The 25375-nt window shown below is 66.9% G+C and carries 21 protein-coding genes and 1 pseudogene; 11 read left to right on the top strand and 11 right to left on the bottom strand.

What is annotated here, in order from left to right:
* Window positions 1–950: GABA permease (locus tag ACFTZB_RS21160; RefSeq protein WP_378433894.1), on the top strand; the 950-nt coding region annotated here is incomplete at its 5' end.
* A gap of 70 nt (window positions 951–1020) precedes the next feature.
* Here ACFTZB_RS21160 and ACFTZB_RS21155 read toward each other — a convergent pair.
* Window positions 1021–3870 carry an FAD-binding and (Fe-S)-binding domain-containing protein gene (locus ACFTZB_RS21155; protein ID WP_378433893.1) on the bottom strand — a complete coding sequence of 950 codons (2850 nt, stop codon included), beginning with the start codon at window positions 3868–3870 and terminating at the stop codon, window positions 1021–1023.
* Window positions 3871–3921: 51 nt separating this feature from the next.
* Here ACFTZB_RS21155 and ACFTZB_RS21150 point away from each other — a divergent pair, with 51 nt between their 5' ends.
* Complete coding sequence (locus tag ACFTZB_RS21150) at window positions 3922–4647, top strand: GntR family transcriptional regulator (RefSeq protein WP_378433892.1); 726 nt, start codon at window positions 3922–3924, stop codon at window positions 4645–4647.
* Between the two features lie 63 nt (window positions 4648–4710).
* On the opposite strand, the gene ACFTZB_RS21145 is transcribed toward ACFTZB_RS21150, so the two are convergent.
* Window positions 4711–4899 (bottom strand): ChaB family protein, encoded by a 189-nt coding sequence (locus ACFTZB_RS21145; protein ID WP_012687742.1) that lies wholly within the window; start codon window positions 4897–4899, stop codon window positions 4711–4713.
* Between the two features lie 270 nt (window positions 4900–5169).
* On the opposite strand from ACFTZB_RS21145, the gene ACFTZB_RS21140 reads away from it, so the two are divergent.
* The 4 genes from ACFTZB_RS21140 (at window position 5170) to ACFTZB_RS21125 (ending at window position 9679) form a co-directional block, all read left to right on the top strand.
* Complete coding sequence (locus tag ACFTZB_RS21140; RefSeq protein ID WP_378433891.1) at window positions 5170–5424, top strand: hypothetical protein; 255 nt, start codon at window positions 5170–5172, stop codon at window positions 5422–5424.
* Window positions 5421–5627 carry a hypothetical protein gene (locus ACFTZB_RS21135; protein ID WP_378433890.1) on the top strand — a complete coding sequence of 69 codons (207 nt, stop codon included), beginning with the start codon at window positions 5421–5423 and terminating at the stop codon, window positions 5625–5627. Before ACFTZB_RS21140 ends, ACFTZB_RS21135 begins: the two co-directional genes overlap by 4 nt.
* An 85-nt stretch (window positions 5628–5712) precedes the next feature.
* On the top strand, window positions 5713–7149 hold the full coding sequence (locus tag ACFTZB_RS21130; RefSeq protein WP_378433889.1) for a 3' terminal RNA ribose 2'-O-methyltransferase Hen1: 1437 nt from the start codon (window positions 5713–5715) through the stop codon (window positions 7147–7149).
* Entirely contained in the window at window positions 7142–9679 is a 2538-nt protein-coding gene (locus ACFTZB_RS21125; RefSeq protein ID WP_378433888.1) for a polynucleotide kinase-phosphatase, read from the top strand. The genes ACFTZB_RS21130 and ACFTZB_RS21125 overlap by 8 nt, the downstream gene beginning before the upstream one ends.
* 3 nt (window positions 9680–9682) lie before the next feature.
* Here the strand turns inward: ACFTZB_RS21125 and ACFTZB_RS21120 are convergent, their stop codons facing one another.
* Window positions 9683–10309: a class I SAM-dependent methyltransferase gene (locus ACFTZB_RS21120; protein ID WP_378433887.1), complete on the bottom strand. Its 627-nt coding sequence runs from the start codon at window positions 10307–10309 to the stop codon at window positions 9683–9685.
* Here ACFTZB_RS21120 and ACFTZB_RS21115 point away from each other — a divergent pair.
* Window positions 10239–11036 (top strand): dihydrofolate reductase family protein, encoded by a 798-nt coding sequence (locus tag ACFTZB_RS21115; RefSeq protein WP_378433886.1) that lies wholly within the window; start codon window positions 10239–10241, stop codon window positions 11034–11036. The two genes, ACFTZB_RS21120 and ACFTZB_RS21115, sit on opposite strands and share 71 nt — an antisense overlap.
* Window positions 11037–11077: 41 nt before the next feature.
* Here the strand turns inward: ACFTZB_RS21115 and ACFTZB_RS21110 are convergent, their stop codons facing one another.
* Window positions 11078–11605 carry a hypothetical protein gene (locus ACFTZB_RS21110; RefSeq protein ID WP_378433885.1) on the bottom strand — a complete coding sequence of 176 codons (528 nt, stop codon included), beginning with the start codon at window positions 11603–11605 and terminating at the stop codon, window positions 11078–11080.
* A 402-nt stretch (window positions 11606–12007) separates the two neighbouring features.
* Here ACFTZB_RS21110 and ACFTZB_RS21105 point away from each other — a divergent pair, with 402 nt between their 5' ends.
* From ACFTZB_RS21105 to ACFTZB_RS21095, 3 genes are all read left to right on the top strand, one after another.
* Window positions 12008–12586, top strand: coding sequence for a dihydrofolate reductase family protein (locus tag ACFTZB_RS21105; protein ID WP_124394022.1), 579 nt, complete (start codon window positions 12008–12010; stop codon window positions 12584–12586).
* Between the two features lie 301 nt (window positions 12587–12887).
* A complete protein-coding gene (locus tag ACFTZB_RS21100) occupies window positions 12888–13328 on the top strand; it encodes a VOC family protein (RefSeq protein ID WP_378433884.1) in 441 nt (146 codons plus the stop codon).
* Window positions 13329–13393: 65 nt separating this feature from the next.
* A complete protein-coding gene (locus tag ACFTZB_RS21095) occupies window positions 13394–14155 on the top strand; it encodes a class I SAM-dependent methyltransferase (protein ID WP_378433883.1) in 762 nt (253 codons plus the stop codon).
* A 128-nt stretch (window positions 14156–14283) separates the two neighbouring features.
* Here ACFTZB_RS21095 and ACFTZB_RS21090 read toward each other — a convergent pair whose 3' ends face one another.
* Window positions 14284–15555 (bottom strand): cation:proton antiporter, encoded by a 1272-nt coding sequence (locus ACFTZB_RS21090; protein ID WP_378433895.1) that lies wholly within the window; start codon window positions 15553–15555, stop codon window positions 14284–14286.
* A 395-nt stretch (window positions 15556–15950) separates the two neighbouring features.
* The gene (locus tag ACFTZB_RS21085) at window positions 15951–16349 is read right to left on the bottom strand and encodes a hypothetical protein (protein ID WP_378433882.1); all 399 of its coding nucleotides are present in this window, start codon (window positions 16347–16349) and stop codon (window positions 15951–15953) included.
* A gap of 891 nt (window positions 16350–17240) precedes the next feature.
* Between ACFTZB_RS21085 and ACFTZB_RS21080 the strand changes: the two genes are divergently transcribed.
* Window positions 17241–17819 (top strand): hypothetical protein, encoded by a 579-nt coding sequence (locus tag ACFTZB_RS21080; RefSeq protein ID WP_378433881.1) that lies wholly within the window; start codon window positions 17241–17243, stop codon window positions 17817–17819.
* 907 nt (window positions 17820–18726) lie between these two features.
* Here ACFTZB_RS21080 and ACFTZB_RS21075 read toward each other — a convergent pair.
* The 5 genes and pseudogenes from ACFTZB_RS21075 to ACFTZB_RS21055 form a co-directional block, all read right to left on the bottom strand.
* Window positions 18727–20133, bottom strand: a complete 1407-nt coding sequence (locus ACFTZB_RS21075; protein ID WP_378433880.1) for a DUF2252 domain-containing protein — start codon at window positions 20131–20133, stop codon at window positions 18727–18729.
* A 180-nt stretch (window positions 20134–20313) separates the two neighbouring features.
* Window positions 20314–20608 (bottom strand): annotated as a pseudogene (locus ACFTZB_RS21070) (IS3 family transposase); the annotation flags it as partial.
* Between the two features lie 180 nt (window positions 20609–20788).
* A complete protein-coding gene (locus tag ACFTZB_RS21065; protein WP_378433879.1) occupies window positions 20789–22282 on the bottom strand; it encodes an alanine/glycine:cation symporter family protein in 1494 nt (497 codons plus the stop codon).
* A 3-nt stretch (window positions 22283–22285) separates the two neighbouring features.
* Window positions 22286–23179 carry a 4-hydroxy-tetrahydrodipicolinate synthase gene (dapA, locus tag ACFTZB_RS21060; RefSeq protein ID WP_378433878.1) on the bottom strand — a complete coding sequence of 298 codons (894 nt, stop codon included), beginning with the start codon at window positions 23177–23179 and terminating at the stop codon, window positions 22286–22288.
* A gap of 45 nt (window positions 23180–23224) precedes the next feature.
* Window positions 23225–24619 (bottom strand): protoporphyrinogen/coproporphyrinogen oxidase, encoded by a 1395-nt coding sequence (locus ACFTZB_RS21055; protein ID WP_378433877.1) that lies wholly within the window; start codon window positions 24617–24619, stop codon window positions 23225–23227.
* Window positions 24620–25375: the final 756 nt, after the last annotated feature.

Raw genomic sequence — 25375 nt, 5'->3', positions numbered from 1 at the left:
TCGGCGAGTTCGAATACTGGTTCGCAGGGATCAAGGTCGCCGCGATCCTGCTGTTCCTCGCCCTCGGTGCCGCCTACGTCTTCGGCCTGTGGCCGAGCCATTCCGCCGACTTCTCCAACCTCACCGATCACGGCGGCTTCACCCCCAACGGCTGGACCGTCATCCTCTCCGGCGTCGTCGTCGCCGTCTTCTCCATGGTCGGCCCCGAAATCGCCACCATCGCCGCCGCCGAATCCGCCGAGCCGGAGAAAGCCGTCGCCAAGGCCACCAACTCCGTGATCGCCCGCATCGGATTCTTCTACATCGGCTCCGTGCTGCTGCTCGCCGTCATCGTCCCCTGGACCGACGTCACGGTCGGCCAGTCGCCGTTCGTCGACGCCCTCGCCCAGATGGGCATCCCCGGCGGACCCGACATCATGAACGCCGTGGTGCTCGTCGCCGTACTCTCCTGCCTGAACTCCGGCCTCTACACGTCCTCGCGGATGCTCTTCACCCTCGCGCACAAAGGCGATGCGCCACAAAGCATCGCAAAGCTGGACAGCCGCGGCGTCCCCCGCAACTCGTTGCTCCTCGCAACCCTCGTCGGCTTCGCCTGCGTCGGCCTGGACTACCTCTCCCCCGACACCGTGTTCGCCTTCCTGCTCAACGCCTCCGGCGCCACCATCCTGATGGTCTACCTCATGATCGCGATGTCGCAGATCAAACTGCGTGGCCTGATGACCCGTGACGAAGTCGCCCGACTCCGCCTGAAGATGTGGCTGTTCCCCTACCTGTCCATCCTCGCCGCAGGCGGCATCCTCGCCGTGCTGGTGTCGATGTTCTACGTCGAATCGTCGCGCTCGCAGATCTCCCTGAGCGTCGGAGCCCTTGTCGCGACTCTGATCGCCTACCGGCTTCGCCGTCGCATCAACCCACCCGTCACCACTCACCCCGCACCCGTCACGAACTGACACCCGGGGCGGCGGCAGGCGAGACCCACCGTCTCCCGCCGCCGCCCCTTGCCGTGCGCGCACGCGACGTTCAGTCCCGTCGCCGTGCAGCATCGGCGTCGAGCTGCGCGGCGAGCAGCTGCGCCAGGTGGTCGCCGCGACGATCGGTCAGATCAGCGAGCTGGGTGCGGCAGGAGTAGCCGTCCGCGAGGATGGTGGTGTCGGCATCGGCTCCGGCCACGGCCGGGAGGAGCTGCTGCTCGGCGACGGCCACCGACACCTCGTAGTGTCCCTTCTCGACGCCGAAGTTCCCGGCCAGGCCGCAGCATCCGCCCAACCGCTGCACCTGTGCACCGGCGTTCTCCAGGAGCTGCGCGTCCGGACTCCACCCCATCACCGAATGGTGATGACAGTGCGGCTGCGCGACAACCGATTTGCCTTCCAGAGACGGCGGTTCCCACCCTCGGTCCGTCAGCAGCTCCGCCAGGGTGCGGGTGGCCCCGGCGACCGGGTCGGCGACCGCCCTGCCCAGCAGTTCCGCGGCGTCCGAACGCAGCACCCCGGTGCAGGACGGCTCCATGCCGACGATCGGGACTCCGGCCGCGGCGCTGCCGGACAGTGCGTCGACGGTGCGTCCGAGGATCTTCTTCGCCGCGGTGAGTTGACCGGTCGAGATCCAGGTCAGTCCGCAGCACTGCTGCTTGTCGGTCAACTGCGGTCGGTAACCGGCGGCCTCGAGCACCCGCACGGTGGCGTGCCCGACCTCGGGAGTGAAGTAGTTGGTGAACGAGTCCACGAACAGCAGCACCGGGTCACCGGTGGTGGCACGGTCGTTCTCGGTGGCCTTGAACCAGGACCGGAACGTCTGCTTCGCGAACGGTGGGATGGTGCGGCGCCTGTCCACTCCGGCCGACGACAATGCCAGCGGTCCGATGCCGGGTATGCGCATCACGGCGTTGACCGGGCCGGGGGCTCGGCTGGCGATCTTCGCCCAGCGTGGGAGCCACCCCAGCGAGTAGTGGGAGGCAGGGCGGATGCGACCCTTGTAGCTCTGGTGCAGCACTTCGGATTTGAACGCGGCCATGTCGACCCCGGTCGGGCAGTCCGAGGAACAACCCTTGCAGGACAGGCACAGGTCGAGGGCGTCGTGGACCTCCGGCGAACGCCAGCCTCCGTCGACGGCGGTGCCGTTGATCATTTCCTGCAGGACGCGCGCGCGGCCGCGGGTGGAGTCCTTCTCCTCCCGGGTCGCCTGATACGACGGGCACATCACGCCCCCGGTGGCGGTGTTGTCGGCCCGGCACTTCCCGACGCCGGTGCAGCGGTGCACGGCCTGGGTGAAGTCGCCGTCGTCGTGGTGATAGGCCATCGCGAGTCGACGGCGCACGAGCGGGGCAGCAGGTACCCGCAGATCCGCATCTACCGGGCGGGGATCGACGACGACACCCGGGTTGAGGATGTTGTCCGGGTCGAACACGTGCTTGACGGCGGCGAAGAGTGTCATCGCGTCCGGTGAGTACATCAGCGGGAGGAGTTCGCTGCGGGCGCGGCCGTCACCGTGCTCACCCGACAGCGAACCGCCGTAGCCGGCGACCAGTGTGCTTGCCGCCACCAGGAACTCCCGGAAGATGCCGCTGCCGCCGGGCTCGTCGAGCGGCCAGTCGATGCGCACGTGCAGGCAACCGTCACCGAAATGCCCGTACGGCAGGCCGGTGACGTTGTATTCGTTCATCAGCGCATCGAAGTCGCGGAGGTAGTTGCCCAGCATCGCCGGTGGCACCGCCGCGTCCTCCCACCCCGCATGCGCGGGCAGTCCGGCGGGGCTGCGCCCGGCAAGCCCGGCTCCGTCGGCCCGGATCCGCCACAACTCGGCGGCGCGGGCGGCGTCGGTGACCACGAGGCTGTCCACGGCGCCGCAGTCCCGTCCGACCTGCCGAGCCCGGGCGATCGTCTCGTCGAGCTGTTCGCCGACGACCTCGACGAACAACCAGGCCGCCCCCGTCGGCAGCGGCGGCACCGCCTCCGGGCCGCGACGCTCACGCACGACGTCGACGATCCGGGAATCGATCCCCTCGCAGGCCGTCGGATCGAACTTCAGCACCAGCGGGGTCGCGTCCCCCGCCGACGCGATGTCGGGGTATCCCAGGACGACCAGAACGCGGTGGGCGGGCTCGGACACCAGTCGTACCGTGGCCTGGGTCGCCACCGTGAGCGTGCCCTCGGTGCCGACCAGCATGCGGGTCACGTCGAACCGGTTCTCCGGCAGGAGATGTTCGAGGGCATAGCCGGACACCTGACGGCCGAACTGGCCGAGTTCGGTGCGGATGGTCGCCAGGCCGCCGCGGGTGACCTGCTGCAATGCACTCAGCGCCGGGGATGCCGGCAGCTCACCCGCCGCGCCCAGTCGCAGCGACTCCCCGGTTCCGGTGAGCACGTGGAGGCCCGTCACGTTGTCCGAGGTCCGGCCGTATCCGAGGGTGCGGGACCCGCAGGCGTTGTTGCCGATCATGCCGCCGATCGTGCAGCGCGTGAACGTCGACGGATCGGGGCCGAACCGCAACCCGTGGGCGGCAGCGGCCTGCTGCAGCACCACCTGGATCGTGCCCGGCTCCACCGTGGCGGTCTGTGCGTCCGGGTCGACGGAGAGCACCCGGTTCATGTGCCGGCTGAAGTCCAGGATCAGTCCGGTCCCGACCGCGTTGCCCGCCACCGAGGTGCCGCCCCCACGACTGGTCAGGGAGACGCCCTCCCGGCGGCACACCGCGAGCGCCGCCTCGACCTCGTCGGCGTGTCGTGGCCGCGCGACGACCAGCGGCCGCACCCGGTAGAGGGAAGCGTCGGACGAATAGGCGGCGCGGGTCGTGCCGTCGGAGAGAACATCGCTCACTCCAGAACTGCGCAGCTCAGCGGCCAGTGATTCAGCGGTGATCATTCGTAGCATGCTACAGCTTCTAGCATGCTACGAACAGTCCCGTGTTGTTACAGTGTTCGGGTGGCAGACGAAGCGCTCGAACTCGAACCGCTCACCCCGTTCCCGGGACGACGGATGGAGCAGGCCGTCGCGGCCGTGCGGGCAGCCATCGACGACGGCCGCATGAAGCCGGGAGTGAAGTATTCGGTCTACCAACTAGCCGAGGGCCTGGGCATCTCCCGCACCCCCGTGCGCGACGCGCTGCTCCGCCTCGAGGAAGTGGGACTCATCAAGTTCGAGGCCCGGCAGGGCTTCCGCATTCTGCTCCCCCAGCCCAAGGAGATCGCCGAGATCTTCGCAGTCCGATTGGCGCTGGAACTTCCCGCCGTCCGCAAGGCCGCGACCGCATCCGACCCCACCCTGTCGAACGCATTACTACGCCAACAGCGCCTGATGCGGGACGCGGCCGCCGTCGGCGACGAACACCAGTTCGCCCATCATGACCTCGGGCTTCACGACCTGATCCTCGATGCCGCCGACAACAGCCGGGCCCGCGCGATCGTCAAGACACTGCGCGAGACCACCAGGCTCCTCGGGGCCAACACCGCCGACAAGACCAGAACCCTCACCGACATCGACGACGAGCACACACCGGTCATCGACGCGATCATCGCCGGGCACCCCGACGAGGCAGAAGCCGCGATGCGCGGGCACCTGGAAAACACCGGACGCCTGCTCGTCGCTCAGGCTCTCCGCACCGACGCTTCCGATCGGTCCGTCGACGAGATCTGGTCAGCCGTCGTCTGAGGCCCATCCACCCGTGAGCACTTGTCAACGTCCGGCGGTTGAGAAGTACTCACGGGTGCGACATCAGTCCTGCTTGGGCACCCAGTGGTCGGTCACGAGTTCGTACGATTGTTTGAGCTCCCCGTACGCCGCTCGTTGAGCCTCCTCGCCCTCGCCGTACCGCCGAACGGCTGTCTCGTGTGCCGTAGCGAAAGCGGCCTGCACCTCCTTCGATGATCTCCGCAGTGTCTGTGGGAGGTCGGTCCGGTTCACGGCTCCACTCCTTCTCGGTCATGGGCTTGATGTCGTACCCATCGATTGTCCGCCCGCCACCACCGCGACGGAACCGGAGTCGAGCAAGTTTTCCGGCGCGGGCCGACCGATCAGCCGTCGGCAGTCACGAGTTGGTCCGACCCCGGCCGTGGTGGCACAGACCGGGAAACACCGGCATCGGACACCGGTATACGCAACAATGGCTCGGGAAGCTCGCCGCCACGTGAAATTCATTCTCGCCGAAGGGAATTCCACACCAGAGGAGACTCGATGCCCGTTTCGCCACACACTTTGTTGCAGCACGTCCAGGATCGCACCACCGACCTGCGCCGATGGTTGGATACCGGCGAGAACACCGCCACCCTGACTGCGTATCTGCGCGACGAACCCGTCGACCACCGATGGCTCTCCACCTACCGACGACTCACCCACGATTTGCTGCGGGCGGTCGACCACGCCTGCCCGCCCAGGGAACCCCACGAGACGCCGACGCCCGGCGTCGAACGCCAATCGGACCTGCGATGAACGACGACCAACGCCGGGCGCTCGAACACGTGCGCGACACCTGCGCGATGCTGCACTGCTTCCTGACCACCCAACCGAGCGATCGGCCGCCGGAACGGGTCCGCACCGCCACCTTCGAGCAACTTACCGACGACCTCCTCGACGCCGTCACCTCGGCACAGAACGCCGGCGTCCCGGAACAGCGCATCTTCGACAGCATGTGAGATCGTCGTCGTCGGAGTTCGGCCTCCTCCGACCCGACCGAAATCCGGGTGCGGCGGACGCCCTGGCTACGGCAGACTGTGCCTGGTGATCCTGACGATTTCCACGACGGTGCGCCCGGCAACCGATCTCGGATACCTGCTGCACAAGCACCCCGATCGGGTTCAGGAGTTCACCCAATCCTGCGGTGTCGCACGCGTGTTCTATCCCGAGGCGAACGAGAATCGTTGCACGGCGGCACTGTTGCTCGATGTCGATGCGATCCGGCTCGCCCGCACAGCGGGCAGGTCCGCCGACTACGCGCTCGGCCAGTACGTCAACGACCGTCCGTACGCCGCGTCGTCGCTGCTGTCGGTGGCGTTGGCGGACGTCTTCCGCACCGCCCGCGCGGGACGATGCACCGTCAAGCCGGAGTTGGCCGCCACGCCGATCCCCCTGGAGATTTCGCTGCCCGCGCTGCCGTGTCGAGGTGGTCCGCAGTTGGCCGAACGCCTCTTCACCCCGCTGGGGTGGACTGTCGAGGCACGCCCCGTGCCACTCGACGAAGCGTTTCCGGAATGGGGTGACTCCCGCTATGTGCGGCTCACCCTGCGCGGCGACATCCGGCTCGCCGACGCCCTCAATCACCTCTATGTCCTGCTTCCGGTGCTCGACGACGCCAAGCATTATTGGGTCGCCTCCGACGAGGTCGACAAGCTGATCCGGGCCGGTGGATCCTGGCTCGCGGAGCATCCGGAGACACACCTCATCACCAGCCGCTACCTGCGGCATCAGTCCGCCCTGACGCGCTCGGCGTTCGAGCGGCTCGCCGAACTCGGCGACGACGTCCCGGAGCAGCTGGAACCACCGGTCGACGAGGAGCCCGGCAGCGACGCGGCGGGCATTGTGTGCGGGGCGGACACGACGGCCGCACCGCCGCTGAACCTGCTTCGGCGCGAGGCGGTCCTCGGCGCACTCTGCGAACTGGACGCCCGCACCGTCATCGACCTCGGATGCGGTTCCGGTCGACTCGTCGCCGCACTGCTGAACGATCCCCGTTTCACCGAGATCGCCGGCGTCGACGTGTCGACCCGGGCGCTGACGATCGCGGCACGCCGACTGCGGCTCGATCGGATGCCGGAGCGACGCCGCGAGCGTCTGCAACTGTTCCAGGCAGCCCTCACCTACACCGACCACAGGTTCGCCGGCTACGACGCTGCCGTGTTGATGGAGGTCATCGAGCACATCGACCCGCCGCGGCTCACCGCACTCGAACAGGTGATCTTCGGTGCCGCGCGGCCCGGGCACGTGATCGTGACGACACCCAACTCCGAGTACAACGTGCGGTACCCCGAACTCGAGGGAATGCGTCACCGCGACCACCGCTTCGAGTGGTCCAGGGCCGAATTCCGCTCGTGGGCAGGCACCGTCTGCCGGATCCACGGATACACCGCCGACTTCCGGCCGGTCGGCGAGGACGACCCCGAGGTCGGTCCACCGACCCAGATGGCGGTCTTCGCACGGGCGGGTGGCGCCGATGCCTGACATCTCCGTGCCTGCACTGTCGCTGGTGGTTCTCGTGGGCGTGTCCGGCAGCGGCAAATCCGGCTTCGCCGCACGGCATTTCGCCCCGACCCAGGTGCTGTCGTCCGACTTCTGCCGGGGGCTCGTGGCCGACGACGAAAACGACCAGGCCGCAACCTCGGACGCCTTCGACGTGCTGCTCTACATCGCCGGGACCCGGCTGCGGCGCGGTCTGCTCACGGTCGTCGATGCCACGAATGTGCAGCGTGAAGCGCGCAAGGCCTTGATCGATCTGGCCAAGTCCCACGACGTCCTGGTGGACGCGATCGTGATCGACGTTCCCGACGACGTCGCGATCGCGCGCAACGCGACCCGACCGGACCGCGACTTCGGTGCACACGTGATCCGACGCCAGTCCAAGGATCTTCGGCGGTCACTGCCGAAGATCGGACGCGAAGGGTTCCGGCGCGTGCACATGCTCACCGGAGTCGACGCCATCGACTCGGCGACGGTGTCGACCGAGAAGGCCTGGACCGACAAGCGGGATCTGACCGGACCGTTCGACATCATCGGCGACGTGCACGGCTGCCGAAGCGAACTGGAAACGCTGCTGCGGGAACTCGGCTGGCGGCTCCAGCCCGATGGTGCCGGCGCCCACCACCCCGAGGGGCGGACCGCCGTGTTCGTCGGCGACCTGGTCGACCGCGGACCGGACACCCCGGGAGTGCTGCGCCTGGTGATGGGCATGGTGGCGGCCGGAACGGCGCTGTGCGTCTCGGGAAATCACGAACAGAAGCTCGCCCGGGCGCTGCACGGCCGGAAGGTCGCAGCCTCGCACGGTCTGCAGGAGTCGCTCGATCAGCTCGCCGCGGAATCCGACGGCTTCCGTACGTCGGCGCACGCCTTCATCGACGGCCTGATCAGCCACTACGAACTCGACGGCGGCAATCTGGTGGTCGCGCACGCCGGGCTGAAGGAGGCCTACCACGGCCGCGCATCGGCGCGCGTGCGTTCGTTCGCCCTGTACGGCGACACCACCGGCGAGACCGACGAGTACGGACTGCCGGTGCGGTACCCGTGGGCCCACGAGTACCGCGGACGGGCCGTCGTCGTCTACGGCCACACCCCCGTGCCGGAGACCGAGTGGATCAACAACACCATCTGCCTCGATACCGGAGTCGTCTTCGGCGGAAAGCTGACCGCCCTGCGATACCCCGAGAAGGACATCGTGTCCGTTCCGGCGGAGCAGGTGTGGTTCGCACCGGCGCGACCACTCGGCACGGGGCCGGCCACGCCGGGTCGTCGGACGGAGCGCGATCCTGCCCTGTTGTCGGTCGACGACGTGCGCGGAACACGGCACATCGACGTCCGCTACCACAAGGGACGCATCAAGGTGCGCGAGGAGAACTCCGCCGCCGCGCTCGAGATCATGAGCCGGTTCGCCGTCGACCCGCGATGGCTGGTGTACCTGCCGCCGACCATGGCTCCGCCGGCCGCCTCGAGCCTCGACAGCTACCTGGAGCACCCCGCGCAGGCCTTCGCCGAGTTCGCGGCAAGTGGGGTCACCGAGATCGTGTGCGAGGAGAAGCACATGGGTTCGCGGGCGATCGCCGTGCTGGCCCGCGACGCCGCAACCGCCGCGGAGCGGTTCGGCGTCACCGACGGAAGCTCGGGGATCGTCTACACCCGCACCGGCCGACCGTTCTTCGACGACCCGACCACCATGAGCTCACTGGTGGACCGGCTCCGCACCGCGTGCGGGCCGCTGATGGACGACCTCGAATCGTCGTGGCTGGCGCTCGATTGCGAACTGCTGCCGTGGTCGGCGAAGGCAGGAGAGCTGATCCGCAGCCAGTACGCATCGGTCGGCGCCGCGGCGGGTGCGGCGCTGCCGGACGCGATCACCGCACTGGAAAGCGCTGCGGCGCGAGGGTTGGACGTCGCAGACCTGTTGACCCACAGCCGAACCCGCGCAGCCAACGCCCGTCGTTTCAGGGACGCGTACGCGCGGTACTGCCGGCCGGTGACCGGCCTGGACGGGGTGCGGCTCGCGCCGTTCCACATCCTTGCGTGTGAAGGCCGCGCAACCGCAGTCACCGAACCGCACTCGTGGCACCTCGCGAAGCTCGCGGCACTCGACGATCCCCTCATCGCCGAGACCAGGCACCGGTTCGTCGATCTCACCTCCGACGAGTCCCGGGACGCGGCGACCACCTGGTGGTCGCGACTGACCGATGCCGGCGGCGAGGGCATGGTGGTCAAGCCACTCGGCCCCACACCCGCAGAACTGGCACACCGGAGAATTCAGCCGGGCATCAAGGTGCGGGGGCGGGAGTACCTGCGAATCATCTACGGCCCCGATTACACCGAGAACCTCGACGTTCTCCGCGACCGCTCACTCGGTCGCAAACGATCGATGGCCCTGCGCGAACATGCGCTCGGCCTCGAGGCGCTGACCAGATTCACCGAAGGCGACCCGCTGTGGCGAGTCCACGAAACGGTGTTCGCGGTTCTGACGCTCGAGTCCGAGCCGGTGGACCCACGGCTGTAGCCGTCACCGGGTGCTCCGCCGGCGTGCGGTGATTGCGCCGTGAGGCCTGCAGCCGCTCCCGGTTCGGGTATGTGTCTCGATCACCTCGAAGCCGGCCTCGGCTAGTTGCCGTCCGAGTTCGGCAACCGGCCAACGATGAGCAGTGGTCACGGCATGATCGAATTTCTCCACGGTCGCTCCTTCGAAGAAGCCGACCAGAAGCCCTCCGCCCGGTCGGATCACGCGCGCGAACTCGGCGAGCGGACGCTGGATGTCGTGCGGACTGTGGTGAATGAGCGAGTACCAGGACAACACACCACCCAGTGACTCTGTCGCGGCGTCCATTGCCTCGAAGCTGCCGACGCGGAACGAGAGGTCCGGATATTGCGCGCGAGCCCGTTCCACGAACTCGGGCACGAGGTCGATCCCGCTCACATCGACTCCGCATGCGGCCACGAAGTCGGTCCACTGCCCCGGACCGCATCCGGCGTCGAGCACGGGACCCGTCAGGGCGGCGGCCCAGCTGCTCACCAGGGTCCGATCAGACGGGTGTGTCGTCGCCATGGAGCCGAAGAGATCCGTGTACTCATGGGATCTGGCCGCGTACGACTCTCGGACGATCTCGCCCGGCTGGGTTCTCGTGTTCGCCATGCCGTCCATGATCGTCGATCGGGTGCTGCATGTGCCGACACCCGCCGTACGATCGCGTGGACCGCCCACGACGGACCGTCGTCGTCTCGCGATCGATCACAGTGTGTGGCTGAGCAGCGTGCAGAAGGATGGAGAGCGGAATGTCCAGCTCAACGATGACATTGCCATGCTGATCTACTCGATGAGCGTCTCGGTGGACGGCTTCATCGCCGACCGGAAGGGCGGATTCGGGTGGACGGTGCCCAACGACGAGCAGTTCCGTTTCCACATCGAGCAGATACGCGGGCTCGGCGGCTATCTCTGCGGCCGTAAGCTCTACGAGACCATGCTTCCGTGGGAAACCGACCCGTCGATGCGCGACCACGAGCCCCAGGCCGCGTTCGCCGACGTCTGGTGCACTGTCCCGAAGGTCGTCTTCAGCCGCACGCTCGACAGCGTTCACGGCAACGCCCGGCTCGCCGAGGCGTCGGTGGCCGAGGAGATCGCCGCAGCGCTCGCCGCGACCGACAAGGACGTCGCGATCGGCGGCGCCGGCCTGGCCGCGGCAGCAATCGAGCTCGGCCTCGTAGACGAGCTGCGCATGTTCCGCAATCCGATCGTCGTCGGCGGCGGCACGCCGTTCCTGCCGCCGGTCACCGAAAACGTTCCGCTGGACCTCGTCGAGACCAGGACGTTCGGCTCGCGCGTGATCTATGAGCGCTGGGCATGCTCACAGGTCGGCAGCTAGGCAAGGGTGCAGATGGTGTGTGGCCGCTCTGTGTCCGCGTCCTATGAACTGCTGCCGAATGGTCCGGGTGGCGGCTGGACGGGATAGGCGGCGACGTCCATGACCACTGATCCTTCGCACGGGCCGCTGTCGATATCGGTGCGCCAGGAACCGGTCAGCGTCCCGTCGGGTTGCGGTGTGTAGTACGCAACCGAGTGCGCGGGTGCCCACACCTTCGGCACGCCCTCGCCTTGGTAGCAGTCCCACTCCCAGTCGTAGGTGTGGACCCAGCTGGTCCCGTCCCAGGTGTACCGCGGTGGTAGCGGCAGCGTTGGATTGGCCGGCGTGGGCCCATCGGTCACGGTGGCAACGCAGGAGTCGTCCGTGCAACTCGTCTCGAATCGGTACGTATCAGCGAAGTCGGGCTCCCACTGCCGCGCTGCCAGACTCGTACCGGTCTTCGTCGCGGCGAAGCGCTTCAGCGAGTACTCCCCCGACCAGGACGGCTGCGTTGGTGCAGCCTCCGCAGGCACAGCCCCGGCAACCGACCAGGATGCGATCAACGCGACTATCAGCAGTGACTTGCGCATAACGCGATTGAAGCACAGGTGTCGGCAGCACAGTGGGTATCGGTGTCCGCGGCGGTGGCCGGGATCGCGGTGTCTGTGGCGGCCCTCGTGGTCCGCTCTGCACAGAGGAACAGGTCGCCGCACGCCTGCCAATCCGCGGAACTCCGCAGATCAGGACCGTGATCAGATCACCGGTCTGGGGCAGTGAGTGGCGACCTGTTGCCCGTCGCGATGGTCAGAGTAGTTCGCCCCTCCGACAGAGGCGATCCGCTCGGCCCGCCACAGCGCGACCCCGGGGCTGTAGCGGGCGGAGAGCCACCTCACGGAACCCCGCGCGACGCTGCGCCCCATCGGCGACGATGAGTTTTGCATTGGTTCCCAGTCAGTACCTACATCGATCAAACGTGACTCGAGGAGAACGACATGACCGCGACCTACACTTTCGACGTCTTTTCCAGCCTCGACGGCTACGGCGGCGTCAGCGACGGAGACTGGGGAGGGTACTGGGGCAAGCAAGGCCCCGAGTTGCTCGACCACCGCCTTTCTCTGTACGGGTCGGAGCAGCGGATGGTCTTCGGGGCCAACACGTATCGGGCATTTGCACAGATGCTGGAATCGAGCACCGAAGAGTCCGAAGTGCGTGACCCGTGGGTCACTCGGATGAGGAGTCTGCCGGCAACGGTGGTGTCGACGACGTTGGAAGGACCTCTGGACTGGCCGGACGCGACCATCGTGAGCGGCGACGCCGTCGACGTCGTCGCCCGGCTCAAGCAGGAGTCCGACGTGCCGCTGCGTTCCCACGGCAGCCTGTCGATGAACAGGGCACTGTTGGCCGCCGGCCTCGTCGACCGCCTGCAGGTGACGCTGTTCCCGGTGATCACCGGTCAGACCGGTGACGACCCGATCTTCCAGGGTGCGGCCGACTTCGACCTGGAACTGATCGAGCACCGGACACTCGACGGTCACATCCAGGAGCTGATCTACCGACCCACGCTCCATTGACCTACCGATTCCCGATGCGCGAGTGGAATTTCCGGTCCGTCTTCGACGGATCGGCATACCGAATGGCATCATCCGGGTCCACGGGCGAGGACGGGACGCCGACCGGAGTGACGTGGCGGTCTTGCTGCAGCTGTGGCCCGCCGAGCACCCGTTGCCACTGACGACGTACCGGCCCTGAAACAGCGCACCGATGAGAACTCGCCAGCTGGACTCTCTACACGGATGTCGAGAATGCGGCGCCGGCTCCGTCCCAGATACACCAGCGGCCACGACAGGCCGCGCGACCACTAGGGAGAACCACATGGCGATTCAGCGGATGGACCACGTGAGCGTCGTCGTCGACGACCTCGAGGCTGCTATTGCGTTCTTTGTCGAACTCGGCATGGAGCGGGAGGGCGCGGCGCAGATCGAGGGACCTTGGGTGGACCGCATCAACGGGCTCGACGGCGTCCGAGTCGACATCACGATGATGCGGACCCCGGACGGCCACGGCCGGCTCGAGCTGACGAAGTTCCACCACCCGACGGCCGTCAGCGCCGAGCCGAAGAACGCACTGGGGAACACGCTGGGTCTACGGAGCATCATGTTCGCCGTCGACGACGTCGACGCCACGGTCGCCGGTCTGCGAGCCCACGGCGCGGAACTCGTCGGTGAGGTAGCGCAGTACCAGGACAGCTACCGGCTCTGCTACGTCCGCGGGCCCGCGGGCATCATCGTCGCGTTGGCCGAGGAGCTCGGCTGACGGCACGTCCTGCGACAGCGGATCGACGACCATGCCGGTCTGCGCAGGAATCTAGACTGTCGGGCGTGGTCGATCCGATGCATTTCGAGGCGCACGCCTGCATCTACGGTGAGGCGCGGCCGCCGTATCCGCCTGCCCTGTGGGACAGTCTTCGCGGTCTCGGTGTTCTCGAGCCCGGCCTCCGCGCCCTGGACATCGGAGCGGGAACGGGGCAGGCGACCGGTCCCCTGATCGCCGCGGGCCTGAACGTCACGGCGGTGGAGCCCGGCCGCCGGCTCGCCGCACACCTTCGACGTGCACATCCCGAAGCGGCCGTCATCGTCGAATGCGTCGAGGACGCCGAGCTTCCGGAGAAGGCCTTCGATATCGCAATCGCGGCGACATCGATTCACTGGATCGACCTCGATATCGCTCTTCCGAAGATCCACCGCACGCTGACCGACAACGGAAGGTTCCTGGTGTGGCGGAACGTCTTCGGAGACCCCGATGCCAGGACTCCGTTCCGGGAGCATGTCGCACGGATCGTGCAGGACCGTCGCACACCACCTCGCCCCGGACCCGATCCGGAGGATGTTTCAGCGCTCACCGCGGAGTTCACTCGTTCGGGCCTGTTCGCCGTCGACGTGGTCCGCACGTTCCGGTGGAACATCGAGCTGAACGACCGGCAAGTGTTCCGGCTGTTCTCGACGTTCAGCGACTGGACCGCGGAGGAGGCCGACCGCGCTGCCACCGCTGTCCGGGAACTCGGAGGCACCGTGGTCGAGCACTACATGACCTGGCTCGTCGCGCTGACCCCCGCCAACATTCCCTGCGCGGATCGGCGGTAGGTCGGCGGGGCGGCAGCCGACAGAGGTAGGCCGTGCCGTCCGTCACCGGGTTTTCGATGGTGCACGCGACCACCGCGGCATCGTCGAGATGCCGCGGAACGCTCCGCCCCAGCCCGACCGAACCGTCTCTACCCGGTTCGGCCGTCGTCGGCGGTGTCGCCTCGCCCCCGGTCGAGCAACTGCATGACGGTCGTGGCGGTGACGCCGTGGACGAACACCGACAGGACCACGGCGAACGCGGCCGTCGACCACAACGCGCTCTCCTGATCGATGCCCGCGACCGCGGCAGCGAATGCGAGGTAGTAGATCGAGCCGACGCCTCGGATACCGAAGAACGCGGTCACCCGCCGCTCCTGGATTGTCATCTCGCGGCAGCCGAGCAACGCCACCCACCCCACGACCGGACGGATCACAACGACGAGCGCCACCGCAACCAGCACCCCACCCCAGGTCAGGTGATCCAGCAGGCCCGACGTGAGCGCGACGCCCAGCAACAGCAGTACCGCGAGGGTCAGGACGTGCTCGAGTTGTTCCATCACACGGTGCATCTCGGCGTGATACGTATGTGCCCGCTCGATCCGACGGAGCGCGACCGCACACGCGAACACGGCGAGAAAGCCATACCCACCGACGAGTTCGGTGAGCCCGTACACGGCGAACGTGGCGGCCAGCGCGACGATCGGTTCACCACTCTCGGCCAGCCGCGCATGCGGAATCGGGAAGTGGAACACCGCCCGGCCGAGCAGGTACCCGGCGACCGCGCCGATCGCCGCGCCCAGCACGGACTTGCCGACCAACTCCCACAGGAACCACCGCGCGATCCAATCCTCGGCCGGACCCTTCGTGATCAGGAACAACGCCAGATAGACGAACGGAAACGCGAGGGCGTCGTTGAGTCCGGCCTCCGACGTCAGAGCGAACCGCACCTCGTCGTCCTCACGGTCGGAATCGTCCCCCGACGACGGTCCCTCCACCTGGACGTCGGAGGCCAGCACCGGATCCGTCGGAGCGAGCACCGCACCGAGCAGCAGCGCCGCAGCCGGTGTCAGCGCCGCCGCCCACCAACCGAGGACCGCCACCGCGGCGATACCGAGCGGCATCGCGATGCCCAGCAGCCGCCACGTCGAGTTCCACGACCGTAAGCCGAGCGGCCGGTCGATCGCCAGGCCGACACCCATCAGCGCGACGATGACACAGCCCTCGCTCACATGCTCGGCCACCGCGGGATGCGCCACCGGCGACACCAGATCGGCGTTTCCGAGAAACACTCCCACCACCGCTCCGACCGCGAGCACCACCAGCGGCGCCGATACCGCCCGGTTGCGCACGATGCGCGGAACGGTCGCGGCGAGCAGCAACGCCACACCGGCGGACAGGTAGACGACATCGGTATTCACGATGATCCCGCGCACCTTTCGTGAAAAGGGAGGACAGTGAAGAGTTCACGGAAATCGACTCCCCGAAACGCCGGTCACATGCCCCGGTAGCTATCCCACCAGCAACCGGCGGTCGTCCAACCGCTCTCGGATAACGTCCGCCACCGCTGTTCCACAGCGGACGACCTCATACGCCTCGTGAATCGCACAACATCGCGCCAGTGGCGGACGTCGCGGCCCCGGAACGAGGCGCATCTCACCGGCTGCGCGAAAGGTCGAAGCCACTCGTTCCGTATTCACCTGCGGTGCCGGTCCTCCGGCCACTCATGAAGGGAGAGCAGGTTGTACAGGGGTTTGCCAGCGCACAGAGCACAGCGCGAATGCATCCATTGCGGACGCTTCCTGAGTCCTGACAGCGGTCAGAACGCCTCAGGATTCCAGGTGGCGACCGCCCAGATCACGACGGCGTTAAGTGCGATGATCGTGATCGACCACCACGGGTAGTAGGGCAGCCACAGGAAGTTGGCGAAGATCGATACAGCGCAGATCGTCATCGCGCCGACACGCGCCCAGCCGGCCCCGGTGAACAATGCGGCACCGATCCCGGCGACGATCACGCCGAGCACGAGATAAATCCATCCCCACGCCGTGACGTCGAATTGGTAGGTATATTCGATGCCGGCGATGATCACCTGGTCCTTGGCGATCGCGGAGATCCCTTGAAGGAATTCGAGAACGCCGACAGTGATGAGGAGAACCGCCCCGCCCATCGACGTTCCCTGTGCCACACCCTGTTTGACCAGCGATTGCTCGGACATGAACGTTCCCTTTCGAGTCGAGCCCTCCCGCGGGCCGCGACGCGTCATCGACAGCCCGTCCCATCAAGCCTGACACGCGTGCACGACAATCAGCAGACCTCCGGAGATGAACAGATCATCCTCGAGGCGCTATGTCGTGGGCGCCGTTTCCAGGCGGGTCCGGGCATCATCGGGAAGGTCAGGTCAGCGTCGTGGCCCTCGGCACTCTCCGCGCCCGCGCCGGGACCCACGGTCATCAACGGCACGGATGGCACAGTACTCACACTGGCGCAGCCGGGCCCGGAGGGGTGGACCGCACAGATGGTCCTTACCAACGCGCGCGCACTCGCAGATCCTTCCGCTACAGGCGGCCGAAGAATCCCCGATCAACACCCTGCCCGCGGTCGTCGACGACCTTCTGCCTTGCGCGCTCTTCGCCCGAGACGCCTACCAGCTGGTCGACATTGCAGCGCTCGCCTGCGCGTGGGCAAGTTGGCCGCGCCGTCGATGCCGAAATCGAAGAAGCGGTCGCGGAACCTGCACGTGAGGCACTCTTCCAGACTGTAAACCGTCTGGACACCGGCCAACTCAGTCTGCGCGTCGTTGGAGCTTCCAGGCTGTGCGCTGATCTTGATATTCGTGGTCAACGCGGTGATCGGTCGCCGCACACACCACTGAGGGTCGGACGTCACGCGCTCAATACTCCGCCTGTCCGGGCGGGGTCCGTATGCGGGGATGGTGGCCATCTCCGCATAGCGGGCTTCCGATGCAGTTTGCGATTGGGGACCGGGCACACGGGGTAGTCACGGTGTACGCCTCGTGCGCACCGACGCGCCACAGCTCCACCTGCTCCCGACGCCCGACGCAGTGCGTGGCGACGACACACAGCAAGTGGGTTCCATCATGAAAATAATGAAAACCAAAACCAGAGTTGAGGTTGCCGCAGCGGTCGGCGCCGGATACCTGCTGGGGCGCACGCACCAATTGAAGATGGCCGTGAAGATCGCTGGAACGGGCAGGCGGTCCCCCAAAGGGCCTGAGGATCTGCTCGCACAGGGATCCGAGTTCCTCGCCTCGTCTCCGGAGATCGCGGAACTCGGCGATTCGGTTCGGGACGAGCTCCTCGACACGGCGGCCGCCACGGCCGAGGCCACCAGCGAGCACGCCGACACGTTCCGCGACCGCCTCCGGTCGGGCGGCGCGCACGTCGCGGCCGGTGGCGGGCACCTGGTCGCCGGGGTGAAGAGGATCAGCCGTCGCGGGCACGCCCACCCGCAGGCTCCCGAGGGTTCCACCGTCGACGAGAGCTCGAGCACGGAAACAACGTCGTCTGGCGCGGTCCACGATGAGCAACAGCCGAAGCCGCACAAACTCCGCAAACCTCGGATCATGACAGCCGGTGACTCGGCGGCGCAGTCCCGCGACGAATCCGCACCGGAAGCACGACCGGACACCGCCGCGCGCAGGAAGGGAACGGCCAAGGCGCACTAGTCTCCTCACCCACTGGCGGGCTGGTGTGTCTCGCGGAGCGCCGGCTGTTCCTCACCGTCGTGATGTGTGTGGTGGCGCTCGCCGCCGCCTGAATCCGCCGACGGGCTCGAACGCGGCGAGACCACGCCCGAAACCTACCTGGGCGAACTGCTCCCACTGGGCGACGCCTCCGCCGGGCGGTTGACGCTGCGCTGGCCTCGCTCAGCCGGCATCGATCGGGGCCGCCCCGACTGCCCGGGTCCGCGCACCCTCTTCGGCGCATCCTGGCCCTGTGGCGGCACGGCACCAACCCCTACGGCGACGACCTGCACGAGCTACTCGACCAGGCGGGCCGGCCACGGTAGCCGTGGACCGGAGAAGTGATCGGTCCCGATATCACCTCGGTGCGATCGCCGTCCGCGTCGATCACGGAACCGGAACTGTCGATACCGGCCGACGCGGTGCCGCTGCCCATCACCGGAGCGAGTACGGCTATGCCCGCGACCGCCGCCAAGCGGGTGAAGGGTTTGCACTTCGTGGCACGGATCGCGTCTGGCCAATGACAAGCGCTGGATCCGGCCACCCGAGGCGCGCGGGAAAGTTCACCCAGACTTCCCTGACACGTAGCCTCCGCCCCTTCTAGATGATGCCGACGCTGAGGAAGTGTCGCGGCGACCGATCACGACCCGTCAGACTGCGGCACCTCGACCCCGCCTCGCCCGTGTCGGTGTCGAACCGACACCAAATGGCAAGGCGGGGTCCCGTATACCGCCAGATCGGCACGCGTGGCCTCGACCGACAGCCGAGCAGCGCGCTCATCTCACCGCACCGGCACCTTTGACTACCGTGGTGGGCGGTTGGTCAGACCCGCAAGGGGCCGATCGCCTCGGTGGGGGTCGGGTTTCTGGCGGGCGCGGGGCACACCGATTCAATTCGGCGGCTCACACGGCACCTTCCCCCGCTTCACCGCGTCGACCAAAGTCGCGTGGTCGCGTTCGGTCTGATCCGCGTAGGCGTGCGCGAACCGACTCAGCGCGACGTCGAGCGTGTCCGACTTTCCGACGTAGCCGGCGATCATCGACGCACCACTGGTCCGCGCGTGGCCCTTCGCGAGCAGACGCCCGCAGATGCCGGCGTAGTCGGTCAGAGCTGCCGCGCTGAGGTTGTCGATCGGGACCGCCCCCTTCATGTTCCGGAACTGCCGCACGTAATACTGGCGGCCCTCCACCGTGGTCCAGCCGAGCAACGGATCGCTGACCGTCTGCAGGGCCTGCTGGTACTCGACCACGCGCCGCCCCTGATGGTCGTGCCAGGCGGACTCGCCGTGCACGAAGCGCGCCACGACGGATCGTCGCGCCTGCTTGAGTTGCAGGAACACCACGTCGTCGGCACTGCTCCCTTCGCACAGCACGACATAGGCACGCAGTCCGACGCTGCCCACGCCGACCACTTTGTGCGCGACGTCGACGACGGTGTAGCCACTGAGCAGTCGTGCCCAGTGACTGGGGAGCGTGGTGAGGTATTCGTCGAGCCCGGCGGCGAGATGCTCGGCCTCCGCCTCGGACACCCGGGTGATCAGCGGCGGCTCCTCCACGATGCGCCGGCCCTTTTCGTCCTGCTCGGTGAATCGGGGCAGCGCCCGGTCACTGACACGGCGCCGGGCCCGCTCCGCGGCGCGGGTGATCTCATGGCGCAGCGACTCGTCCGACGCCGTCGCGTGCAGCCGGTCGAGGTCGAGTCGCTCGAACGAGCGCGCCAGCAATGGTTGATCCGCGAGCCAGCGCACATGCTCGCGATAGGTGGCGACGCAGGACTGCACTGCACTCTCGCATTGCCCCTCGGTCGCCGAGTTCTGCCGGCCCGCCACCCAGATGCTCGCGGTCAAGCGGCGCAGGTCCCATTCCCAACCGCCGGGATGCGCCTCGTCGAAGTCGTTCAGGTCCAGCACCAGGTCGCGCTCCGGCGAGGCGTAGAACCCGAAGTTGCCCAGATGCGCGTCCCCGCAGATCACCGGCCGGATTCCGGTCGCCGGCAGCCCGGCGAGATCCTGGGCCATCACGATTGCGGTGCCGCGCAGAAAGCCATACGGCGAGGCCGCCATCCGCCCCACCCTGACCGGTATCAGGGATTCCACCCGACCCCGGTGCGACACACCGATCTGATCCACCACATCGGGGCGATCGTCCGGTGCGCGCCACTCGCCGAGAGCAGACCGCGGTGTCTGCTTGCGCAGGCGTTTGCCGAGCGAATACCGCTCCGCTCTCGGCGTGGCGCGGCGGCGCAACGACGCGAACGACTGCCCGTCGATGGTCGGCAACACGATGTGCGCGTCCACGGTTACCGCGCGCCGACGTCGAGGATGGGCCGACCGCCACGGCGTGCAGCCTGTCCAGGTTGGTCACGTTGCGCATCAGACAACTCGATCACCGTCTCTTCGCTGTCAGCAGTAAGGATGCGTGCAGCATATCGACGCGTACCTAGCGGGGCGTTCCCGCCGAGATGTGGACACCAATTCTCATGCAGCGGTGGCCAGCGTAGCCGATCGCTGCTCGAACACGATCGGACATATCTGACCGAGGGTGGAATGCCTCCTTCAACGTCGCGTTCAGCGACTCGGCAGCGGCGTTGTCCGCCGACGTTCGGACCGCACCTCGTGATCTGGTCACTCCCAGCTCGCCGCCTGGGCCAACCAACTCGGCCGATGCATACTGGGCTCCGTTGTCGCTGTCGAGAATTGACCTATCGAGTCCTGCCATGAGGCGCCACGCAGAGCCCGCCCCTAGCGCGTCGGTGACCAATTTTGTACGCATGGGGGTACCTCCCTGCACTGGCCGGCTATAGGTGTTGTCAAGCGGGGCTCTGACATAACGTCACGCCGCTCGCCGAGATGTGAGCGTATTGGCCCGGAGTTCCACTTGCTTGCCGCGCGCAGCGAAAAGGACCGTGCACCGCGTCGTATCGACGCAGTGCACGGTCCTTGAACGAACTGCTCAGTCTTTGCGATCCGCCGTGGCGGCTGTGACAGTGCTCTCCTCCCAGAAGTCGGCTCCTTCGATGCCGAGCGACTTCGGGTCGAAGGTCGGGTCGAGCCCGTGCTTCTTCTGCTGCTCGAAGTCACGGTAGACCTTGTAGACCAGCGGGAAGAGCAGTACCAGGCAGGCGAGGTTGATCCACGCAATCATTCCGAGCCCGATATCGCCGATGGCCCAGACGATTCCGGCGTTCACCACGGACCCCACGAAGACGATGGTGAGTGTGCCGATCTTGAGGATCAGCTTGGGCACCGGTCCCTTTCGCCCGTTCAGCAGGAACAGGAGATTCGAGTTCGCCACGTAGTAGTACAGCAGCAGGCAGGTGAAGCCGAACAGGAACACGGCGACGGCGATGAAACCCGCACCCCATCCCGGCGCCAAGGTGTCGATGGACTTCTGGACCCAGTTCGGCCCTGCCTCGACGCCGGGAAGATTCTCGACGAGATGTCCGCCGGAGCCGTCCGAGACGTTGTACTGGCCGGACACCACCATCATCAAACCCGTTGCCATGCAGATCAGCAGGACGTCGATGTAGATACTGAACGTCTGGACGAGGCCCTGCTTGCCGGGATGCGAGGTCCGCGCCGCCGCGGCCGCGAAGGTGGCCTCACCGATGCCGTTCGCCGACGCGAAGACCGCCCGGCGTACACCCCACGCGACTGCGGCGCCCGCGATACCGCCGAGAACGGGATCGAGACCGAATGCCGAGTTCACGATGAGCTTGATTGCGTCGGGGACGCTTTCGAGGTTCGCGAAGATCACGGCCAGTGCGAGCACGAGGTACCCGATCGCAAGAGTCGGGACGAGAGTCTGGGTGACTTTGACGATCCGCGTCGTGCCGCCGAAGATCACCAAGGCGATCAGTGCGGTGACGAAGACCGCAGGCACCCAGCTCGGCAACCCGAACGCCAGCTGAGCACTGGAAGCAATCGTGCTGACCTGGAACCCGGGGAACATGAAGCCGTAGCCGACCAGCCCGAGAAACGCGATGAGCGCCGCGACCTTCGGAAGCTTCAGGCCGTACTTGATGTAGTACGGCATGCCGCCGATGTCTTCGCCGGCCTTCTTCCGGTCCTCGTCCTCCACCTGCCGTTTGAACACCTGCGCAAGGGTGGCCTCGGCATACCCGACGGTGCAGCCGACGAGTCCCGTCACGGCCATCCACAGCAGTGCGCCCGGTCCACCACCGCCGACCGCGGTTGCGACGCCCGCGATGCTTCCGACGCCGACGCGGCTCCCGAGAGCGAGCACGAGCGCCTGGAAGGAGGACAGGCCTCCCTCCCCCTCGCTGTGCTCCCTCAGCTGGCGGATCATGTCGGGAATGCGCCGGAACTGAATGCCTTTCATGGCGATGGTGTATGCCAGCCCCAGGCCCAGGACGACATAGGCCATCGGTCCCCAGATTCCGTCTGCCAGAGTCGTGAGCAACTCGGCCCAGTCGATTTCCGGCACGATTTACCCGTTCCGGTCAGCGAGCTTCTTCAGAGCCCGTCCGATTCGCTCGACCTGCTCGGCGGGGAGCTCGGCCGTGGGGCGACGGGGAGCTCCGACCGGCTCGCCCTGCAGGGCAAGGCCTGCCTTGACGGCGGAGATGAACGGAACGGAGATCATCGAATCGATCACCGGGTACAGGTCGCGCCACTTGGCGAGCGCGCCGTGCAGGTCGCCGTCGGCGATGAGCCGGTTGACTGCGACGATCTCGTCAGGAACGACATTCGCGGCACCCGCCATGACTCCGGCAGCACCCTCGACCAGAGCGCTGTAGATGTACGAGTCCCAGCCGATGAACGTGCCGATCACGTCACTGTGGTGGTGGATCAGCTGCAGTGCCTGTTCCCAGTTCGCGCTCGAGTCCTTGATGTAGCGGATGTTGTCGACCTCTTCGGCCAGCGAGCGAACGGTGCCGGGGTCCAGGTTCACACCGGTGACCGCGGGGATGTTGTACAGCATGATCGGCAGTTCCACCGACGAGGCGACATCCTTGATGTAGGTCACCGTCTCTTCGGTCGACAGCGGCTCGTAGAACGGGGTGATCAGCATGAGCACGTCAGCGCCCGACTTCTCGGCCGCGCGGGACAGCCGGATGGCTTCGGCAGTGGTCGTGGCACCGGTCTGAGCGATGACGGGTACCCGGCCGTCGGCGTGCTCGATGACCGTGTCGACGAGCCGCAGGCGCTCGTCCGACGACAGCGCCCCGACCTCACCGGTCGATCCCGCGGCGACGACTCCGTCGACGCCCGCCTTGATCGAGCGATCGACGACGACCTTCAGCTTGTCGATGTCGATCTGCTCGTCGGCGTCGAACGGGGTGGTCAGTGCGGTGAGGACACCGCTGAGTTGCTTGGACATGAAAAGTGGCTCCTGGATCGTTGGCGGGTGTTGGTGTGCGGAGTGTCAGGCGCTGGCGGCCTGTGCGGCCACGGGCCTGCTTGCAAGTGTCTGACGGTGTGTGGCAAGCACACTCGTCACCTCTTGTGCGGCGGAGAACCCGGAAGTGATCGATGTTTCCGTGTAGAGCGTTCCGAGATAGTCACCGGCCAGGAAGACGCGACCCGCTCCACGAGTCAGCGTGGGCTGCAGCTTCGCGCGGCCCGGGAAGCTGTAGGGCGACGCGTTCTTCCATCGCGCGGCCTTGGCCTCGACGACCGTGTCGGAGAATCCGGGCCCGAGGATCTGCTCGAGATCGGCGAGGTGGGTCTGTACGACCTCTTCGTCACTCTTGTCGAGCAGTGCCTGGCCCAGGGCTGCCGGCGAGAACGTCATGAAGCTGCCGCCCGGCTGACGTACGGACTCGCTGCCGCGCACGATACTGGCCTGGTTCAGCGCAATGGCGAAGGAACGCTTCGGGGCAGCGATGGCGTAGATGTCGTCCCACGGCTGCTTCGTCTTCTCGTCGGTGAGGAATGCCGAGCTGACGTGGGGTCCGTACTTGATCTGCGCGAGCGCTTCACGCAGCTCCTGCGGCAGATCGACGCCGACCCGATGGGACACGTCCGCGGTCGTGGCGAGAACGACGGTTCGCGCCTCTACCTCGTGGTCACGGCCGTTCTGGCGGTAGCGGACGACGACCGATTCCTTCTTGTGGACGACCTCCTGCACCACGGCACCCAACTGGACGCGATCGCCCAGCGACGCGGCGAGAGCCTCGGTGAGGGTGGAGGGGCCGCCGACGATGCCTCGACTCAGGCCCTGTCCGAATCCGAGTACCAAGCTGAAGTATCCGATGCCTGCACCGGCTGAGATCTGGTCCATGTTTCCGGCCGACCGGGTGACGGTGGTCTTGAACAGGGCGGCCGCATCCTCCGGCAAGTCTCCGACGAAATCGAGGAACGACTCGTCGTTCGCGAAGTCGTAGATTCGCTGCTGTCGCATTGCGCCGGACTCGCCGGCGCGCGTCCGCACCACGCCGGTGTACTTTCCGACGCCCGCAACGATCTTCATTCCGGCACGCATGGTCGCCATCCGTGCCGACAGGGACATCGGGATCCGGAAGGGGTAGGTGGCGATGTGCCCCTTCTTGAGGAACTTCCCGTTCATGGAGAGCGCCTGAAGCGATCCCGGGATGTCGACCGACATGACGCCGGCCTCGTTGAGCAGGGCTTCGGTCGAGGATCCGGGGCCGGCGAAAACGTGGCCACCCCAGTTCAGCCAGTACGACCCGCGACGCTCGGAGCGAATACGGCCACCGACGCGCTCGTCGGACTCCAGAACGAGGGTGTCCCAATGACGCAGCCGCCAACCGGCCGAGAGTCCGGCCAGGCCCGCGCCGACAACAACTACATCTCGCACTTCGTATCTCCTTGACTAGCGCCGCGTCTCTCACCGGAGGCATCGGCGAGTTGCTGGCGAATCCTTGTTTCGGGACGCCCGTCCTGGCTTGCGGTAGCGCCGTTGAAAGCCAGGCCGGGTCGAGTCGCACATATCGGGTCTGATGGTGATGCCCGTCATACCCGGACCACCTAAGACTAAAGTGTGATCACAGATCACGCAATCCCGAATCGCGGAAATTTCGGCGTTTCCGAGGGCGGTGTCGAGCTGACCGTCCGGTCAGGCAGGCGTCGACGCCCCGCCCGAGCCCGGCCGATCCTGTGCCGAGGAACCGTCCTCGACGTCGACGGCGGACGCATCGCGGTCAACACCGCGTGGACGCGCGAACCGCAGAAACAGGTACGTCCATGCGTCAAACGACCCATGTGCAACAGCGCAGATCACCGCCACAATCGGAAGCACTCCGAAAGCCCGCCGACCCGTGAGAAGGAGGCCGCCGGACACGACGTCCGACCCACAACTTCACTCGCAGACACGCATGCAGCACACCCGCGCAACCGCAGACAGGCAACATGCGCCCCCTTTTGAGGGATCAGTGCTGCACTCCACGACCGCACCATCCCCCTGGTGCGCGTCGGGTGATTACCCCGCCCGTACGACGGCACCGTCGTGCGGGCGGGCCCCCTGTGCCCGACACCGACCGACAGACCCCGCCTGCCCGGACGAGGCGTCAGGCCCCCGAACACTTCGGCGATCGCGGCGGCACCTGTCGCACGT

Origin of the sequence: Rhodococcus sp. NPDC057014, from assembly GCF_042673295.1 — a bacterium.
In the GTDB taxonomy this organism is placed as follows: Bacteria; Actinomycetota; Actinomycetes; order Mycobacteriales; family Mycobacteriaceae; genus Rhodococcus_F.
This window is presented reverse-complemented; position numbering and strand designations above follow the sequence as displayed.

Coding starts and splice junctions, on each gene's coding strand:
- ACFTZB_RS21105 (WP_124394022.1), top strand. CDS start 12,008: ATGACCGCGACCTACACTTTCGACGTCTTTTCCAGCCTCGACGGCTAC.
- ACFTZB_RS21140 (WP_378433891.1), top strand. CDS start 5,170: ATGCCCGTTTCGCCACACACTTTGTTGCAGCACGTCCAGGATCGCACC.
- ACFTZB_RS21125 (WP_378433888.1), top strand. CDS start 7,142: ATGCCTGACATCTCCGTGCCTGCACTGTCGCTGGTGGTTCTCGTGGGC.
- dapA (WP_378433878.1), bottom strand. CDS start 23,179: ATGTCCAAGCAACTCAGCGGTGTCCTCACCGCACTGACCACCCCGTTC.
- ACFTZB_RS21080 (WP_378433881.1), top strand. CDS start 17,241: ATGAAAACCAAAACCAGAGTTGAGGTTGCCGCAGCGGTCGGCGCCGGA.
- ACFTZB_RS21085 (WP_378433882.1), bottom strand. CDS start 16,349: ATGTCCGAGCAATCGCTGGTCAAACAGGGTGTGGCACAGGGAACGTCG.
- ACFTZB_RS21120 (WP_378433887.1), bottom strand. CDS start 10,309: ATGGCGAACACGAGAACCCAGCCGGGCGAGATCGTCCGAGAGTCGTAC.
- ACFTZB_RS21110 (WP_378433885.1), bottom strand. CDS start 11,605: ATGCGCAAGTCACTGCTGATAGTCGCGTTGATCGCATCCTGGTCGGTT.
- ACFTZB_RS21155 (WP_378433893.1), bottom strand. CDS start 3,870: ATGCTACGAATGATCACCGCTGAATCACTGGCCGCTGAGCTGCGCAGT.
- ACFTZB_RS21100 (WP_378433884.1), top strand. CDS start 12,888: ATGGCGATTCAGCGGATGGACCACGTGAGCGTCGTCGTCGACGACCTC.
- ACFTZB_RS21135 (WP_378433890.1), top strand. CDS start 5,421: ATGAACGACGACCAACGCCGGGCGCTCGAACACGTGCGCGACACCTGC.